The 17,223-nt window shown below is 64.7% G+C and carries 14 protein-coding genes; 9 read left to right on the forward strand and 5 right to left on the reverse strand.

Annotated elements, in window-relative coordinates; translation table 11 throughout:
• Positions 1 to 42: 42 nt before the first annotated feature.
• Together BGI01S_RS15755 and BGI01S_RS15760 are read left to right on the forward strand one after the other, a co-directional pair.
• Positions 43 to 1,461 carry a DUF1254 domain-containing protein gene (locus BGI01S_RS15755; RefSeq protein ID WP_042326731.1) on the forward strand — a complete coding sequence of 473 codons (1,419 nt, stop codon included), beginning with the start codon at positions 43 to 45 and terminating at the stop codon, positions 1,459 to 1,461.
• 276 nt (positions 1,462 to 1,737) lie between these two features.
• Positions 1,738 to 5,550 carry a DUF748 domain-containing protein gene (locus tag BGI01S_RS15760; RefSeq protein WP_042326733.1) on the forward strand — a complete coding sequence of 1,271 codons (3,813 nt, stop codon included), beginning with the start codon at positions 1,738 to 1,740 and terminating at the stop codon, positions 5,548 to 5,550.
• Between the two features lie 49 nt (positions 5,551 to 5,599).
• Here the strand turns inward: BGI01S_RS15760 and pdxR are convergent, their stop codons facing one another.
• Positions 5,600 to 7,147 carry a MocR-like pyridoxine biosynthesis transcription factor PdxR gene (gene pdxR / locus BGI01S_RS15765; RefSeq protein WP_042326735.1) on the reverse strand — a complete coding sequence of 516 codons (1,548 nt, stop codon included), beginning with the start codon at positions 7,145 to 7,147 and terminating at the stop codon, positions 5,600 to 5,602.
• A gap of 129 nt (positions 7,148 to 7,276) precedes the next feature.
• Here pdxR and BGI01S_RS15770 point away from each other — a divergent pair, with 129 nt between their 5' ends.
• The 7 genes from BGI01S_RS15770 to BGI01S_RS15800 all read left to right on the forward strand — a co-directional run bounded on the left by BGI01S_RS15770 (position 7,277) and on the right by BGI01S_RS15800 (position 14,246).
• The gene (locus tag BGI01S_RS15770; RefSeq protein WP_042326737.1) at positions 7,277 to 8,374 is read left to right on the forward strand and encodes an ABC transporter ATP-binding protein; all 1,098 of its coding nucleotides are present in this window, start codon (positions 7,277 to 7,279) and stop codon (positions 8,372 to 8,374) included.
• Positions 8,263 to 9,534, forward strand: coding sequence for an ABC transporter substrate-binding protein (locus tag BGI01S_RS15775; protein ID WP_408638628.1), 1,272 nt, complete (start codon positions 8,263 to 8,265; stop codon positions 9,532 to 9,534). Before BGI01S_RS15770 ends, BGI01S_RS15775 begins: the two co-directional genes overlap by 112 nt.
• A gap of 216 nt (positions 9,535 to 9,750) precedes the next feature.
• A complete protein-coding gene (locus BGI01S_RS15780) occupies positions 9,751 to 11,028 on the forward strand; it encodes an ABC transporter permease (protein WP_042326740.1) in 1,278 nt (425 codons plus the stop codon).
• A gap of 14 nt (positions 11,029 to 11,042) precedes the next feature.
• A complete protein-coding gene (locus BGI01S_RS15785; RefSeq protein ID WP_042326741.1) occupies positions 11,043 to 11,882 on the forward strand; it encodes an ABC transporter permease in 840 nt (279 codons plus the stop codon).
• Between the two features lie 159 nt (positions 11,883 to 12,041).
• On the forward strand, positions 12,042 to 13,097 hold the full coding sequence (locus BGI01S_RS15790; protein WP_042326743.1) for an OmpA family protein: 1,056 nt from the start codon (positions 12,042 to 12,044) through the stop codon (positions 13,095 to 13,097).
• Between the two features lie 114 nt (positions 13,098 to 13,211).
• Positions 13,212 to 13,853, forward strand: a complete 642-nt coding sequence (locus BGI01S_RS15795; protein ID WP_042326745.1) for a response regulator transcription factor — start codon at positions 13,212 to 13,214, stop codon at positions 13,851 to 13,853.
• Positions 13,854 to 13,871: 18 nt separating this feature from the next.
• Positions 13,872 to 14,246 (forward strand): Hpt domain-containing protein, encoded by a 375-nt coding sequence (locus BGI01S_RS15800; RefSeq protein WP_042326747.1) that lies wholly within the window; start codon positions 13,872 to 13,874, stop codon positions 14,244 to 14,246.
• Positions 14,247 to 14,268: 22 nt separating this feature from the next.
• Here BGI01S_RS15800 and BGI01S_RS15805 read toward each other — a convergent pair whose 3' ends face one another.
• The 4 genes from BGI01S_RS15805 to BGI01S_RS15820 form a co-directional block, all read right to left on the reverse strand.
• A complete protein-coding gene (locus BGI01S_RS15805; protein WP_255219743.1) occupies positions 14,269 to 15,138 on the reverse strand; it encodes a lytic transglycosylase domain-containing protein in 870 nt (289 codons plus the stop codon).
• Positions 15,139 to 15,152: 14 nt separating this feature from the next.
• Positions 15,153 to 15,905 (reverse strand): TadE family protein, encoded by a 753-nt coding sequence (locus tag BGI01S_RS15810; protein WP_084585379.1) that lies wholly within the window; start codon positions 15,903 to 15,905, stop codon positions 15,153 to 15,155.
• Between the two features lie 89 nt (positions 15,906 to 15,994).
• Positions 15,995 to 16,345 (reverse strand): DUF192 domain-containing protein, encoded by a 351-nt coding sequence (locus tag BGI01S_RS15815; protein WP_042326750.1) that lies wholly within the window; start codon positions 16,343 to 16,345, stop codon positions 15,995 to 15,997.
• Positions 16,342 to 17,223, reverse strand: coding sequence for a type II secretion system F family protein (locus tag BGI01S_RS15820; RefSeq protein WP_042326752.1), 882 nt, complete (start codon positions 17,221 to 17,223; stop codon positions 16,342 to 16,344). Before BGI01S_RS15820 ends, BGI01S_RS15815 begins: the two co-directional genes overlap by 4 nt.

A 17,223-nucleotide genomic window follows, 5' to 3' on the forward strand; every position in this document is an offset into this window, starting at 1 on the left:
CCGGCATCTCCCATAGGACTGCACGTTCCGCCACCTGAACGAATGATAAAAAATCGCCGAGAACTGTTTTCGATTCACTGGACCTGCGCATCGCTCGCGGGCCTCGCTTTCCTCGCCGGCTGCGCGTCGACTCCGTCCGCGACACCGAAGAATACCGGCTGGATCAAGGATGAAGTCGCCGATTCGTACGTGTTCGGCTATCCGCTGGTGCTGATGGGCGTCGCGCGCGACGCGGCGGTCGGCACCGGTCCGGGCCAGGCGCCATTCAATACGCTGCGCCATGCGCAGGCGTTGCCGCCGATCGGCGCGGCCAATCCGCCGCAGCCGAGTATCGATACGCTCGACTCGACCGGCTGGCTGGACGTCGGCAGCGAGCCGGTGATCGTCTCGTTGCCCGACTCGCACGGCCGTTATATCGATGCCCGCGTGCTCGACATGTGGACCAACGTGGTGTGGTCGACCGGCTCGCAGTTCGCGACCAATGCGAAGGGCATCAAGGCGCAGACCATCGCGTTCGTCGGTCCGGGCTGGCAGGGCGAACTGCCCCAGGGCGCGAAGCGCGTCGACGTGCCGACCCGCAACGCATGGATGAGCGTGCGCATCCAGTCGAACGGCGCGCGCGACCTCACGGCGGTGCGCAAGCTGCAACGCGCGATTCGCGTCGCGCCGCTGAGCGTCTACGTGGGCGACTCGCGCTCCGCTTCGATTGTGCCGCCGCGCAGCAGTGCCGCCGATGCCGCGCTGGGCGCCGCCGGCACGCCGGCCGCGCAAGTCGCCGCGCTCGACGCGAGCGGCTTCTTCAACCGTCTCGCGGATGCGCTGCCTGACAATCCGCCGACACCCGCCGATCCGCACGCGCTGAAAATCCTCGCGGACCTCGGCGTGACACCCGGCGAGCCGGTGAAGTTGCCGGGCGCGCGCGAGGCGATCGCGGCAGGTCTCGCGGACGGCCACGAGCGCATCGGCACCGCGCCTTCCAATTTGCTGACCGGCAACGGCTGGAGTTGGTTCGGCGACGACGTGGGCAATTACGGTCCCGACTACGCGTTGCGCGCGTACGCCGCGAATGTGCAGCCGGGCATCGGCACGAAGGACGACGAGGTGCGCGCGGTCGTTACGCGGGACAGCGACGGCCAGCCGCTGAACGGCGCGAATCGCTACGTGATCCACTTCGCGTCGAATCAGTTGCCGCCGGTGCATGGCTTCTGGTCGATCACCGCGTACACGAAGGACGGCGCGTTGGGCGAGAGCGCGCCGGCGCGTCTCGCGGTCGGCGATCGCAGTGGCGCGCACCGCAATCGCGATGGTTCGCTCGATGTGGTCGTGTCGTCCACGCGCGCGAAAAACGGCAACTGGCTGCCGGCGCCGCGCGCCGATCTGCAACTGGTGTTGCGCCTTTACGCACCGAAGCCGCAAGCCACCGACGGCAGCTGGCAACCGCCGGCGGTCGTGCGTCAATGAAATGCTTCGGTCAACTGCGTGATTGATTTGCGCCGGTGAATGTGTCGGCGCACTTCACCGGCGAGATGACAGCCACGCGGAAACGACGCCCTCAATAATGCAGCGAACGCCGCAGATTCAACGCCTTTTCGCGACGGATCTGCGGCGTTATCGCATGGCCGAATCGTCAAGCGAAGACTGACATTCCTGTCCCAGCCCACGTTCACCCCTTATACTGCCGCTTGCGGGATTTTCGTTTTCGCGGCGGGCTTGCCGCCGCATTACCCAAAACCGAGCATGGCAAGCCTCAATAAAGCATCACTCGCATCTTCCATGCAGACCGTGCGCGACGTCGCGCAGTCACGCCGTACGCGGCGTGTCATCATAGGTCTGCTGATCTTTCTCGTAGTGTTCGGTCTGCTCGGCTTTTTCGCGGCGCCGCCGCTGATTCGCCACGTCGCCGAGCAACAGCTCAGCAAGCAGCTCGACCGCCCGGCCACGATCGGCCGCATTGCGCTCAATCCGTACACGCTGCGGCTCGAAGCCGATAGCGTGCATATCGGCGAGCGCGGCGGCGCGGGCGATTTCGTCGATATCGCGCGGCTCATCGTGAAGCCGTCGTGGAGTTCGCTGTTTCGCGGCGCGCCGATCGTCGATGAAGTGCAACTCGACTCGCCGCGCTTTCACATCGTTCGCTACGATGCGCAACGCTTCAATTTCACCGACCTGATCGAGAAGTTCTCGAAGCAGCCGGCCGCGCCCGACAGCAAACCGACGCTGTTCTCGGTGTCGAACATCCGCCTCGAAAACGGTCAGATCACGTTCGACGACAAACTGCTCGGCACGACGCACGTGATCGATCAATGGAAGCTCGGCATTCCGTTCATCGCCACGTTGCCGTCGAAGACCGATATCTTCGTCGAGCCATTGCTGCGCGCGCGCATCGACGGCAGTCCGCTCGCCATCGACGGCAAGACCAAGCCGTTCGCGGCGTCGCGCGAGTCGGAGGTGTCGCTGCGTTTCGATGGCCTCGACGTGCCGCGCCTGATGTCGTACGTGCCGACCAGATTGCCGGTGATCGTGCAGTCGGGCAAGCTGTCCACCGATCTGAAGCTCAACTTCGTCATGTCGAACGACGCGCCTTCGTTGCGCGTGGCCGGCACCGTCGACATGAATGACGTCGACGTGAAGGATCAGGGCAAGGCGCCGTTCTTCGCGGCGCGCGCGGTGCATGTCGCCGCCGCGACGCTGGAGCCGTTGAAAAGCGTCTATCACTTCGACGAAATTCGTATCGATGCGCCGAGCGCGAGTCTCGCGCGAGACAAGGACGGCGTACTGAGCGTCGAGCGGATGTTCGCGCCCGCGCCTGCCGCGCCGGGTGCTGCCGCTACCGAAGCGGCCCCGCGGAAGCCGGCGGCGAGTGCGCCCGCGGCGGCATCCGGCGCGAAGACGAACACGACGGCGAACGCGAAGGAAAGCGCGAAAGCCAACACCGCCGAAAAAGCCCCGCCTCTGGACCTCGCGATCAAACGCTTCGTGCTCAGCGACGGCACCGTCAACGTTCACGACGAAGCGGCCTCCCGCCCGGTCGACGTCGGTCTGCAAAAGCTCGCAGTCACGCTGAACGATTTTTCGACGCTCGCGAACGCACCCGCGCACTACACGCTGAACACCGAGCTGAAGGATGGCGGCGGTTCGCTCGGCGTCGACGGCAAGCTCGGTCTCGCCGCGAAAACGGCGAGCGCGAAGCTCGATCTGAAGTCGTTGAAGCTGCCGGCGCTGCAGCCCTATCTCGACACCGCGACCGCCGCGCAAGTGACCGACGGCGCGCTATCCGCAACGACGAACATCGACGCGAACTGGTCGAAGTCGCCGGTGGCCGTGATGGTCGCCGATACGCAACTGGACCTGCAGGCGTTGAAGCTGGCCGCGCGCGGCGATAAAGCGCCGTTGATCTCGCTCGCGCAAGGCAGCGTGGTGGTCAAGCAGGTGGATGTGGCCGGGCGCACGGCGGACGTCACCAGCGTCGCGACGACCGGCCTCGCGGTCGACGCGCAGCGTCTGAAGGATGGCAGCATCAACCTCGCGTCGCTCGCCGGTCCGCACGAAGCCGCGCAGGAGCGCACCGCGGTGCACGCGGCCAAAAAGGCGCACGCCGAAGGGCCCACGTGGCACTACAAGATCGGCGAGTTGACGCTGAAAGACGCAACCGCCAATTTCACCGACAACACCACGCCGCAGCCGGTGAAGCTGAGCATCACGCCGCTGCAATTGAAGGTGCAGCAGATCAGCGACGACCTGAGCCGTCCGCTGCCGGTCGATCTGCAAGCGACGTTGAACAGGAAGGGCACGCTCGGCGTGAAGGGCGACGTCACCGCGACGCCGCTCAAAGTCGCCGTCAAGGTGAACGCGAACCGGCTCGACGCGGCGGCCTTCGAGCCGTACTTCGGCGGCAAGCTGAATGCGGTGATCGCGAGCGCGCTGCTCAATGCGAACGGCGACCTCGCGCTGACGCAGGCGAAGTCGCTGAAGGCGAGCTATCACGGCGACATGGCGCTCGTCGACGTGCGCATGCTCGACAAGGCGACCTCCGATCCGTTCGCGGGCTGGGGCTCGCTCGCGCTGTCGAACCTGAAGGCCGATTACGACGAACATGGCACGGCCGTGGACGCGGCTCGCGTCACCTTCACGAAGTTCTATGGACGCGTGCTGCTCAACGCGCAAGGCAAGCTCAATCTGACCGACGTCGTCGCGCACGAAACCGGCACCGCGCAATCGCTGACGCGCGACAAGAGCGGCGCCGACCCGGTGCAACTGACGCCGCAGGCGGCGTCGGCGGTGAGCGTTGCGTCGGCGCCGGTTGCGTCCTCCGCACCCGCAGCACCCGCTACCGTGACCGCCGCGACGCCGCCGCAAAGTCCGGTCAAGCTGCACTTCGGCGAACTGCTGTTGCAACAGGGCCGCGTCACGTACACGGACAACTTCATCAGGCCGAATTTCACAGCGAACCTGGTCGGCATCCAGGGCAAGGTCGGCGCGTTCGGCACACAGTCGACCACATCCGCGCCGGTCGACATCGCCGCGAAACTGGCGGCCAATGGTCCGCTGTCGATTCGCGGCACCGTCAATCCGCTGATCGCCAAACCGGCGCTCGATCTGACCGCGAGCGCGCACGATATCGAACTGACCAACCTCACGCCGTATTCGTCGAAATATGCCGGCTATCCGATCACCAAGGGTAAGCTGAACGTCGACCTGCACTACAAGCTCGACAACGATCAGCTGAACGCGGACAACCATCTGTTCATCGACCAGCTCACGTTCGGCGATCACATCGACAACGACACGGCGACCAAGCTGCCGGTGCGGCTCGCGATTTCGCTGCTGAAGAACTCGCGCGGCGAGATCGACGTGAATCTGCCGGTGTCGGGCTCGCTGTCGAATCCCGAGTTCAGCGTCGGCGGCCTGATCTGGCATGCGGTGCTCAATCTGTTGCAGAAGGCGGTGACCGCGCCGTTCTCGCTGATCGCCAACGCATTCGGCGGCGGCGGCGAGGAATTGGGCTACGTCGAGTTCGAGCCGGGCTCGGCGAAACTCACGGACGCCGACACCAGGAAGCTCGACACGATCGTGAAGGCGCTCGCCGACAAGCAGTCGGTCAAGATGGACCTGATCGGCCGCGTCGATCCGGCTGTCGACGAACCGGCGTTGCGCACGCAATACGTCGAGCGCCTCGTCAAGCAGCAGAAGATCAAGGACGTAGTGGGCAACGGCGAGAGCGTCGACCTGTCGACGGTCACGATCGATCCGAAGGAGTACGACAAGTACCTGACGAAGGCCTACAAGTCCGCGGACTTCAAGAAGCCGCGCAACTTCGTCGGCCTGACGAAGAGCGTCCCGGACGACGACATGAAGGGCGCGCTGGCCGCCAATGCGCCGATCGACGAAGCGAGCTTGCGCCAGCTCGCGCAGCAGCGGGCGCAGAGCGTGCAGCAGTACCTGGAAGGCAAGATCGATAGCAGCCGCGTGTTCATCGTCGCGCCGAAGCTGAACGCCGACGGCATCAAGGACAAGGGCGCGACCACGCGGGTGGACTTCGGCCTGAAGTGAGCACCATGAGCGGCCCGCCGTGCCACGCATGGCACGAGGGACCGCAAGATCACGCGGCGCGCGTCGGTGCCTTCAACGCAGTCTGCTCGATCACGCGCGCGAGCGTGTCGAACGCGGGGCCGATCTTCTCGTTCGCCACGCACGCATAGCCGAGCAGCAGGCCGCGACGCGGCGGCGGGTCGACGCTGTAGTAACTCGCGAGCGGCCGCACGATCACGCCCGCATCGTACGCGGCGGCCGTCACCGCGCGATCGTCCGCGTGGTCCGGCAGGCCGAGCACCAGATGCAGGCCGGCCTCGTCGCCCATCACCGGCAACTCGCTGCCGAAGCGCGCGGTGATCGCGTCGATCAGAATCTGCCGGCGCTCGCCGTACAGCGCGCGCATACGCCGAACGTGCGAGGTCAGATGCCCGTCCATGATGAAGTCGGTCATCACGGCCTGCTGCATCAACTGCCCCTCGCGATACAGCTCCGCGACGCCGGTGCGAAACGTATCCACCAGATGCTCGGGCGCGATCATGTAGCCGATCCGCAACCCCGGAAACAGCATCTTCCCGAGACTGCCCACGTAGATCACCTGACCGGCGTCGTCCAGTCCTTGCAGCGACGCCAGCGGCCGGCTGCCATAGCGGAACTCGCTGTCGTAGTCGTCCTCAATGATCCACACGTTGTGCTGGCGCGCGTATTCAAGCAGCGTGCGGCGGCGCGCGAGGCTCATCACCATGCCGAGCGGATATTGATGCGACGGCGTGACGAGCGCGAGGCGCGGCGGCTGTTGCAAATCCTGTTCGCGCGGATTCAACCCTTCGTCGTCGACCGGCACCGGCACAAGCGTTACCCCCGACGATTGCAGCACGCTGCGCGCACCCCAATAGCACGGCTCCTCGACCCACGCGCGATCGCCGACGTCGGTCAACAGCCGCACCGCGAGATCGATCGACTGGTGGATACCCGTCGTGATGATGATCTGGTCCGGCGTGCAATTTACCGAGCGCGCCACCCGCAGATAGTCCGACAACGCGCGCCGCAACGGCCGGTAGCCGCCGCCCGGCGCGTAGGTGAGCAGATCGGGATTGGCTTCCTTCCACAAGCGCGCCTGCAGGCGGCTCCACGTGCGCGCGGGAAACTCAGCGACGTCGGGCACGCCCGGCATGAACGCACCCCACTGCTTGGCGGACACGCCCGCTTTATCGATCAGGCGCCGTCCACGCATCGACAGGTCGCTCAGGCCGCGTTTGGACGGCCTGGGGATTTCCCCAGGCAACGCGCGATGCGCATTGGCGTCCGCCAACGCCGGCTTGCTGCGCGCGTTCACGGCGGCCGTGTCCGGCCGCGTGTCGGCGACGTAGGTGCCGCTGCCGGTGGTCGAGATCACATAGCCTTCGGCGGTCAGCTGATCGTAGACGTGCAGCACCGTGTTGCGCGCGATGCCGAGGTCTTCGGCGAGCGTGCGCGAGCTGGGCAGCTTGGTGCCGGGCGGCAGCTGGCCGGTGAGGATGGCCTGCTGCATCAGCCGCAGCGTTTGCCTGTAGACCGGTTCGGCGGCGCCACGGTCGAGCCGCGCGGCGAGCCAATCCGACAAGATCACCGTGTCCAAGTGGTTCTATCCGGAATAATGAAATGGTTCCATATTGTAGAACCGTAACGGTCTATAGTGAGCCACGCAATCGATGCAATCCCGCCGGCATGCAACTGCTGCCCGCCAGATCGAAGAGGAGACGAAAGGATGAAAACCGATGACGTGATCGTCAGCTTTCGAGGTGTACGCAAGACGTACGACGGCGAAACGCTGGTCGTCAAACAGCTCGATCTGGACATCTATCAGGGCGAATTCCTGACGCTGCTCGGGCCGTCCGGCTCCGGCAAGACCACCTGCCTCATGATGCTGGCGGGCTTCGAATTTCCCACCGGCGGCGAGATCTGGCTCGACGGCACGCTGCTCAATACGGTGCCCCCGCACAAGCGCAACATCGGCATGGTGTTTCAGAACTACGCGCTGTTTCCGCATCTGACGGTCGAACAGAACGTCGCGTATCCGTTGACCGTGCGCAAACTCTCCGCGGAAGAGCGCGCGCATCGCACCAACAACGCGCTGAAGATGGTGCGCATGGAGAGCTTCGCGAAGCGCTATCCGGCGCAACTGTCCGGCGGCCAGCAGCAGCGCATCGCGCTTGCGCGGGCGCTGGTGTTCGAACCGAAGCTCGTGCTGATGGACGAGCCGCTCGGCGCGCTCGACAAACAGCTGCGCGAACACATGCAGTACGAACTCAAATCGCTGCACGAGAAGCTCGGCGTCACGTTCGTGTACGTCACGCACGATCAGGGCGAAGCGCTCACCATGTCCGACCGCGTCGCGGTGTTCGACAAAGGCATCGTGCAGCAGCTCGATACGGTCGACCGCCTCTACGAATCGCCGTGCAACGAGTTCGTCGCGAACTTCATCGGCGACAGCAACAAACTGCGCGGCACGATCGCCAATGTCGAAGGCGAGTACTGCGAATTTCATCTGAGCGACGGCACGCGTTTGACCGGCCGTAATATCGGCGGCGCGCGGGCGGGTTCGCCAGCGATCGCCTGCATCCGACCCGAGCGCATGAAGCTCGCGAACGGCTCGATGCGGCCGGGCGCCAACGCGCTCAGCGGCGAAGCGCGCGGGCTGATCTATTTCGGCGACCACGTGCGCATGCGCTGCGGTGTGCGCGAGCAGGACGAGTGCTTCGTCAAGGTGCCGCTCGGTACCGCCGCGCTCGACACCTTCGCGCCCGGCGCGCCGGTCGCGCTGGAGTTCGCGCCCGAGCATCTGCGCGTGTTCGCGGGAGCTTGAACGCGTCGAACGCGTTGTGGTTCGACGCAACGCGGAACAAGGCAGAGCAGCACATAACAAGTCGCACTGTACTCAGCTTGAAGCACACCACCAAAGGAGAGCAACACACCATGAGCAAGATCGGGAAATCGCGCTGCGCCATCGCTGTCGGTGCTGTCGCGCTCGCGCTGGGAGCCGCGCAAGTCAATGCCGCCGAACTGACGGTCGTCAACTTCGGCGGCGCGAATGGCGACGCGCAAAAGGCCGCCTTCAACCAGCCGTTCGAGTCGCAAACCGGCAACAAGGTGACCGCCGTCGAATACAACGGCGAGCAGGCCAAAGTGAAGGCGATGGTCGAAGCCAAGCATGTGAACTGGGACGTGGTGGAGGTCGAATCGGGCGACATCGGCCGGGGTTGTGACGAAGGGCTGTACGAGAAGCTCGACTGGTCGAAGATCGGCAAGAAGTCGGATCTGATTCCCGAAGCGCCGCAAACCTGCGGTGTCGGGTTCTTCGTGTGGTCGACGGCGCTCGCGTATAACGCCGACAAGCTGAAGACCGCGCCGAGCGGCTGGGCCGATTTCTGGGACGTGAAGAAATTCCCCGGCAAGCGCGCGATGCGCAAGGGCGCGCGCTACAACCTCGAATTCGCGCTGATGGCCGACGGCGTGCCGCCGAAAGATGTCTATAAGGTGCTCGCCACCAAGGAAGGCCAGGACCGCGCGTTCAAGAAGCTCGACGAACTGAAGCCGAACATCCAATGGTGGGAAGCGGGCGCGCAGCCGCCGCAGTTTCTGGTCGCGGGCGACGTGGTGATGTCCACCGCGTACAACGGCCGGATCGACGCCGCGCAGAAGGAAGGCAAGAACCTCAAGGTGGTGTGGAACGGCAGCATCTACGACCTCGACTACTGGGCGATTCCGAAGGGCTCGCCGAACAAGGCGCTGGCCGAGAAGTACATCGCGTATTCGCTATCGTCGAAGCCGCAGCAGGATTACGCGCAGCACATCGCGTACGGTCCGGTAAACGTGGTCGCGATCAAGTCGCTCGACGCGAAGACGCTCGCCAATCTGCCGAATTCGCCGGCTAACGGCAAGAACGCGGTGCTGCAGAATCTGGCGTTCTGGACGGATCATGGCGATGAGCTGGAACAGCGGTTTTCGTCGTGGGCGTCGAAGTAAGCGGTTGATGTGAGCGGGCGCGGCTTTGCGATTGGCGGGGCCGCGCTGCGTGGATGCAATGAAACGCGCGCTGGTGTGAAGCAGGGCGCGCGCTCGAAAGCCGACAGCTCTGCATGGGACTGGAGTAAGCGCTAAAGCGCCAACTCCAGTCGACTGCTCTGCATGGGACTGGAGTAAGCGCTGAAGCGCTAACTCCAGTCGACAGGAGACACGGGTGTGACTACGATGACGATCGCCGCCGATTCGACGCCTGAATCAACCGGCCGCCTCAAGCGCGAACTGAAGGCCGCGGAATCCAGAAAACGCGCGATGGCGCTCCTGCTGATCGCGCCGCTGGCAATTTTTCTGCTGCTGATTTTCGTCGTGCCGATCGGCGCGCTGTTGACACGCGCCGCGCAAAATCCCGAAGTCGCCAACGCGTTGCCGCACACGCTCGGCGCGTTGAGCAAGTGGGACCGCAAGACGCCGCCGCCGGACGCCGCGTTTGCCGCGCTCGCCACCGACCTCACCGCGGTCGCCGACAGCGACGGCATGGGCGCGCTCGCGCGTCGCCTGAACGTGGAGATTCCCGGCTTTCGCTCGCTGGTCGCGAAGTCCGCGCACGCGATGCCGTTCGTCGACGACAACAGCCAGCCGCTTCACCTGACGCCCCCGCAGGTGCGCGCGAAGTTCGTCGAACTCGACGGGCGCTGGAACGACATCGCATACTGGCAGGCCATCGCGAAAAACGCGGGCACGTTCTCGCCGTTCTATCTGCTGGCCTCGCTGGATCACAAGCAGGACGCGTTCGGCCGCATCATTCCGACCGATCCCGATCAACAGATCTACCTGAAGGTGTTCAGCCGCACGTTCGTGATCGGCGCGGCCGTGACGCTGTTCGCGCTGCTGCTCGGCTATCCGCTCGCGTACTGGATTTCGACGCTGTCCGAGCGCCGCGCGAATCTGGTGATGATTCTCGTGCTGATCCCGTTCTGGACGTCGATCCTCGTGCGCGTCGCCGCGTGGATCGTAATTCTGCAAAGCGAAGGGCTCGTGAACAAGGCGCTGATCGCAAGCGGCTTGCTGCACGATCCGCTCTCGCTGCTGTTCAACCGCACGGGCGTCTACATTTCGATGACGCACATTCTGCTGCCGTTCATGATCCTGCCGCTGTACAGCGTGATGAAGTCGATTCCGCCCACCTATCAGCGCGCCGCGATCTCGCTCGGCAGCCATCCGTTCGCCGCGTTCTGGCGCGTGTACGTGCCGCAAACCTATCCGGGCATCGGCGCGGGCGCGCTGCTGGTGTTCATCCTGGCGATCGGCTACTACATCACGCCCGCGCTGCTCGGCGGACCGAACGATCAGATGGTCAGCTATTACGTCGCGTACTTCACCAACGTGACGATCAACTGGGGCATGGCGTGCGCGCTCGGCGGCTTGCTGCTCGCCGCGACGCTCGTGCTGTACGTGATCTACGGACGCTTCACGCGTTCGTCATTGAGCCTGGGCTGAACGGAGCGATCCCGATGAAACTTGCCAAGCCCCTGTTCGCACCGCATACGTCGCTGGTCGAGCGCGTGTGGTACTTCGCGTTGCGCGCGCTCGTCGTGCTGACGCTGCTTTACCTGATCCTGCCCGTGATGGCGATCGTGCCGCTGTCGTTTTCGTCGAGCACGTTTCTGGTGTATCCGATTCCGGGCTGGTCGCTGCGCTGGTATCAGAACCTGATCGCGTCCGACGAGTGGCGCATGGCCGCGAAGAACAGCTTCATCGTCGCGCCGTCGGCGACGGTGGTCGCCACCGTGCTCGGCACGCTCGCGGCGATCGGGCTGACCAAGGCGAATTTCCGCGGCAAAGGTCTGCTGATGGCAATCCTGATCTCGCCGATGATCGTGCCGGTGGTGGTGGTCGGCGTCGGCATGTATCTGTTCTTCGCGCCGCTGGGGCTCGCCAATACCTATATCGGGCTGATCCTCGCGCATGCGTCGCTCGGCGTGCCGTTCGTCGTGACGACGGTGGCGGCCACGCTGCAGGGTTTCAACTACAACCTGGTGCGCGCGAGTCTGTCGCTGGGCGCGAATCCGGTGAAGACGTTTTTCCGCATCACGTTGCCGGTGATCGCACCGGGCGTGATTTCGGGCGCGCTGTTCGCGTTCGCGACGTCGTTCGACGAAGTGGTCGTCACGCTGTTCCTCGCGGGCGCGGATCAAACCACGTTGCCGCGACAAATGTTCACTGGCATCCGCGAGAACATCAGCCCGACCATTGCCGCGCTCGCCACGATCCTGATCGTGTTCTCGACGTGTCTGTTGCTCGCACTCGAATGGCTGCGCGGGCGCAACGCCGCGCGGGCGGTCAAGGCCTGAAATCAGGGTGGGCATCGCGAGATGACAGCCGACTCCCACCCAGTAACGCGATCGGCTATTTCTCTGACGCGATTCTAAGATTGTTCCCATTCCCGAGGCGGCGGCGGGTCTGCATACTCTGGGCCTTACCAGAAAAAATGCGCTCGGCGCAGACAGGCCATGAAATTCCCGCTAACGACGCTGGTGTGCGCGTTGGCCTTAACCGGCTGCGCGAACCATGCCGCGCGTGAACGGCTCGGCATTGAAGACACAAGCGTGCTGAAAAGCGGCATCGGCGCCTCGCAGAATGAAGCCGCGGGCGCCGCCAACCCGCAATGGGTCAACACCTACGCATCGATCAAAGGCAACCGCGCCACACTGGCGTCGTTGCAGACGCGGCTCGACCAGTCGCCCGGCGACAAGACCGACTACTTCCACGCGAAGGCGCAATGCTGGATCGAAGCCGCGCGGCAGGCCAGCAACGCGCATGACGACTGGGGCTTCGTCGAAGAAGCGATCGGCCAGGCTGCCATGATCACGATGAGCCTCGAACGCGGCACGCCGGTGTCCGCTGTGAATCCCGCGCTACGCACCGTGTCAACGGTGCGTCCCGACCTCTGGAACATCGTCAATGCCATCAAGGCCGACTCCGCGGTGGTTCATTGTCCGCCGGCGCAGCGGCCGCTCGCGTGCGCCGAAGTCGAACTGATGCAGGCCGGGCACGACGCGTGGACACGCGGCTTTGCCAATGCCGAGACGCGCTTGCCCGAGGTGCGGGAGAACTTGCGCAAGTCGGCGGAAACGGTGCTGCAATGCAAGCAGGCTATCCGGCCTGCATCGACGCCCGCGCCGTTGCCGGAAAAAATCACGTTGCGGGCCGACTCGCTGTTCCACTTCGACGGCTCGGACGTCGCGGCGATCCTTCCGGGCGGCAAACTGCGCCTGAATGCAGTGGCGCTCGATCTGAAGAAGATACCCGCCGCGCGCAAGCTGAAAATCACCGGCTACACCGACCGTCTCGGCAGCGACGCATACAACCTGCGGTTGTCGCTGCTGCGCGCGCGAACCGTCGAGCAGTATCTACGAACGCGCGGCGTGACGTTGCCGATCATTGTGCAAGGTCAAGGCAGTGCGAGTCCGCGGGTCGAGTGCAAGCAAACGAAGCGCGATGAGTTGGTACGATGCCTCGCGCCCAATCGCCGGGTCGAACTGGAGCTCGCGGACACGGCTTCGTAGGCCCGCTTTTTCGACGCTAATAACAAGCAGATGCGCCGCACGGTTTGACGAATCTTCAGCGCTGACGAGGACCGGAACTGAGCGGCGTCGAACGGTTCCAAGGGGAATGCACACATGTCAACTATTCTGGTTATCGACGACCACCCGGCATTCCGGATGGTCATCAAGATGCAACTGATGCAGTTGCTCGGTATCGAGGAAGTCATCGAGGCGGACAACGGACAGACTGCCGTTGAAATGGCCCGGCAGCACACACCGAAGCTCGCGATACTGGATCTGGACATTCCGCGCATCAGCGGACTCGACGTGATTCCGCGTCTGAAGCTCGTCCATCCGTCGATCCGGGTGCTGGTGCTGTCGGGGCACGACCCGGCCACGTTCGCCCCGCGCGCGATGCGCTCCGGCGTGCACGGATTCGTCGGCAAATCGCAGGAAATGAAGGAGATCATGCGCGGCGTCGAAGCCGTGCTGGCCGGCTACACCGTGTTTCCGGTGACGGCCACCGGCGGCATGGCGCCCTCCGTCGACGGGACCGGCGACGAGGAACAGCGGGTGAGGATGCTGTCGGATAAGGAACTGGTGATCCTGCAAATGCTCTCGAAAGGCATGTCGAACAAGGCGATCGGCGACGCGCTGTTCATCAGCAACAAGACGGTCAGCAGTCACAAGACCCGCATCATGCAGAAGCTCGGTGCGAAATCGTTGGTGGAACTGATCGATCTGGCGCGGCGTTGCCGGGTTGCGTCGGCGCAATGACAGAACGGAGCCGGCACGATGAACCCTCTCATGCCCTCGTACGAAGCGCATGCGCTGCATGCGAAAGCCCTCGAACTGGCGGGTGACGATCCCGCGATCGCGACGCGTCTTCTCGCGATGATCGCCGACACCAATCGAACGACGCTCGCGTCGTTGCAGGACAGTATCGGCGCATTGTCGTGGGACGAGGTGGCGAGCGCCGCGCATCGAATCGCGGGCTCGGCGCGTCTACTCGGCTGCGGCGCGCTGATCGCGTTGCTCTCCGAGCTGGAAGCGGCGGCGCGCGAACGCGAGCATGCGGTGGTGGGCAAGCTCATGCCGCTGGTAGCCGACGCGCTGGCGACGCTCAAGCTGGCGATCGACGCGGCGGTAGGCGAGGTCGTGCCGCACTGAGCGAGTGCCGCACAGTTTCCACTCAGTTACCGAGATCAGGGCGGACCACCATGAACCGGCCGCGCGCGTTCGCTGCCACCTCCTGCACCGAAGCGCCGCCCGTGGACGACATTACCGCGCGATACCAGCGGTAGCGCGCGATCACCTTGGGCACGTAACTCATCGTTTCCGCGTACGGCGGTATCTGTCCGCCATACTTTTGCACCGCGCCTTCGCCGGCGTTGTAGGCGGCGAGCGCGAGCGGCAACTCGCCGAACTGACGCTTGAGTTCGCCGAGATAGCGCGCGCCGGCCGCGATATTCTGGCGCGGGTCGAACAGATTGGATGCGCCGTGCCGTTCGCCGGTACCGGGCATCAACTGCATGAGGCCGGTCGCGCCTTTGGGCGACACCGCTTGCGGGTTGCCGCCGGATTCCACGTCGATCACCGCCATCAGCAACGCGCTGTCGACTTGGGCGACATGCGCGGCTTCGTCGATGATCGGCGAGAAAGCCATCACGCGAGCGGCAACCGCCGCGGAGGTTTGCCGGATCGCGTCGGTCACGCTCAGGCGAGCGTCGCCGGGTTGGAGGACGACTGAGCGTCGGGCGGTGTCGTCGGGGGCGGCGATCGTTGCCGCTGGCGCAGCAACGGGTAAGGCCGCTGCGCCGCGGTCCATGTCGTCGCCGCCGCTCATGCCGCCGACCACCATAACCACGCCCGCTGTGCGGCGTGGATGGACCATTGCGGCATCGGCGGCGAGAGCGCCGGCAGACACGCCCATGTTTGCCGCCATCACGCCGACGAGCAAAAGCGCCCTGGGCCTTCCGACCGCCCCAGGCAACCGGCACACCGGCCCTTCCCGCAACGTCACACCCGCCACCACGCGACGCCATGCGGAGCGTCCCCTCATCACACGATCCGCCATCATTTGCCCGCAGGATCCGACGGATTCGGCGAATCGTTCAACGCCGACGCCCTAAGCGGCGACTGCATGCGCACCATCGCCTCGGCATCCAGCGAAATGGGCCAGCGGCCTGTCTCGATGCCGTCCTTGAGCCGGGTCCGGCAAAGATCGTCGCCGTTCTTCGCGGAGCCGTACGGGTCTCGGTTCAGATTGGCCGGTTCGCTCGTCAGAAGGCCTCCCGCGCCGATGTTGCCGATCACGTTGGCCGCGTAGTAGATCACCTTGTTGGCCAGCGGCACGTACATGTCATAGCAGTAATGCACGTGGATCTTCAGCAGGTTCGCGTCCTGGATGTTCATGCCCGACTGCGCGCCGGCCGGGATCGACGAAACGCGATACATCAGCGAGTCGTTCGGAATCTCCGTGTACGTGGTCCCCTCATCCGCGTAGTAGTGCGGCTGCGCATAGTCCTTGATGGCCGCCACCGTTGGATTGAGGACCGTGATGACGCTGAAGTCGGTGGCGTCGGTTTGTGCTTTCGTCAGCGCCTCGGCGGCGCCGTCGGCGTTCGCCTTGCGCGCGTAAAGCGGCGCGAGGCCGCGAGCGAGGCCGTTGCGCATTGCCTGCATCGAGCCGTGGTTGACCGCGCCTTCGCGGGCGGCTTCCAGCACCGCGACATCCAGCGTCGATTTCGCCTGGTACAGCAGCACGAACTGCAGCGTGCCGAAACACACGAACAGCAACGCCGGCGCGATGACGATGAATTCCGCCATCGACTGACCCGACTGGCGCAGTCTTCGCGCACCGCGCGCCCATGCCGTGCGACGCGACGCTGGCGGCCCTGAGTTGAAACGTGGAAGGGTCACGAGGCCGCCTCGAAAACGAGCGGATCGCCGATGGACAATCCGTGTCGGCGCGCGCCGTCGGCCGGCATTTCGAGGGTCCGGGACGCGCGAAGATTGAACAACATACGGCGCCGGGGCACATCGCGATGAATCGCGACGATGCGCCGATGCCGGTCGAGAAACACCACGTCGATCGCGAAGCGCATGCCGAACGTGTGCACCGATGCGCAGCGTTCGAGCAGCAACGCCGCGTCGGGCGCAAGACGCTCGTGGTCGAGCAGACCGCGCAGCCGTTCCCGTGCGGTTTCCGTGATCGACACCGCGACGCCCGTATCGCGACCGCGAACGTGAAGACGCGCGATCTTCACAACAGACCCGCCTGCACGAACTTCATCGCGATCGGGAAGCCCAGCACGATGAAGGTGACCGGAAAGATGAACATCAGCAGCGGGAAGATCAGCTTCACCGGCGCTTCCATCGCCTGCTTCTCCGCACGCTGGAAACGCTCGGAGCGGCGCTGGTCGGACTGGAAGCGCAGCGACTTCGCGAGCCCGGAGCCCATCCGCTCGGCCTGCACGACCGCGCCGATCAGGTTGGTCACTTCCTTGATTCGCAGACGGTCGTCCAAACGGCGCAGCGCTTCCGTGCGGTTCAGCCCGGACTTGAGATCGCGCAGCACGTGTTCCAGCTCCCAGCTCAGCGGCCCCGGCGGCCCTTTTTCGACCGCCTTCTGGATCGCGCCGTTGATGTTCAGGCCGGCCTCGACGGCAAGTGTCAGGAAGTCGAGATAGAGCGGCAAATGCTTGAGGATTCGCGCGACGCGGCGGCGCCGCACGTCGCGGGTCCAGATGCGCGGATAGAAGTAGCCGAGAAAGCCCGCGCCGATCAACGCCAGCAGCGAAAACAGGCCGAGCAGCAGCATCAGCACCAATGCGACGAGCACGGCCAGCATCGCGCCGATGATCGACAGCGCGATGAACTGCCGCGCGTTCATCAGAAACGTGAGCGACGTCAGGCGCAATTGCAGATCGGTTTTCTCGACCAGCTTCGGACTGAATCGCTCGCCGAAATGATGGACCACGAAATTGACGAGCGGCCAAAGCGGGCGCAGCGACGCCGGCAGCGGGTCGAGGAATACGCGATTCTCGGGCGGCACGACGGCGGTCAGGCCGCTGATCGATTTGTAGCCGACGCCGAGCGTCACGATCACGCCGATACTGACGGCAAAAGCAATGAATAGCAGCAT

The sequence above is a fragment of the Paraburkholderia ginsengisoli NBRC 100965 genome (assembly GCF_000739735.1).
Lineage (GTDB): Bacteria > Pseudomonadota > Gammaproteobacteria > Burkholderiales > Burkholderiaceae > Paraburkholderia > Paraburkholderia ginsengisoli.

Coding starts and splice junctions, on each gene's coding strand:
- BGI01S_RS15755 (WP_042326731.1), top strand. CDS start 43: ATGATAAAAAATCGCCGAGAACTGTTTTCGATTCACTGGACCTGCGCA.
- BGI01S_RS15760 (WP_042326733.1), top strand. CDS start 1,738: ATGGCAAGCCTCAATAAAGCATCACTCGCATCTTCCATGCAGACCGTG.
- BGI01S_RS15770 (WP_042326737.1), top strand. CDS start 7,277: ATGAAAACCGATGACGTGATCGTCAGCTTTCGAGGTGTACGCAAGACG.
- BGI01S_RS15785 (WP_042326741.1), top strand. CDS start 11,043: ATGAAACTTGCCAAGCCCCTGTTCGCACCGCATACGTCGCTGGTCGAG.
- BGI01S_RS15790 (WP_042326743.1), top strand. CDS start 12,042: ATGAAATTCCCGCTAACGACGCTGGTGTGCGCGTTGGCCTTAACCGGC.
- BGI01S_RS15795 (WP_042326745.1), top strand. CDS start 13,212: ATGTCAACTATTCTGGTTATCGACGACCACCCGGCATTCCGGATGGTC.
- BGI01S_RS15800 (WP_042326747.1), top strand. CDS start 13,872: ATGAACCCTCTCATGCCCTCGTACGAAGCGCATGCGCTGCATGCGAAA.
- BGI01S_RS15805 (WP_255219743.1), bottom strand. CDS start 15,138: ATGAGGGGACGCTCCGCATGGCGTCGCGTGGTGGCGGGTGTGACGTTG.
- BGI01S_RS15810 (WP_084585379.1), bottom strand. CDS start 15,905: ATGGCGGAATTCATCGTCATCGCGCCGGCGTTGCTGTTCGTGTGTTTC.
- BGI01S_RS15820 (WP_042326752.1), bottom strand. CDS start 17,223: ATGCTGCTATTCATTGCTTTTGCCGTCAGTATCGGCGTGATCGTGACG.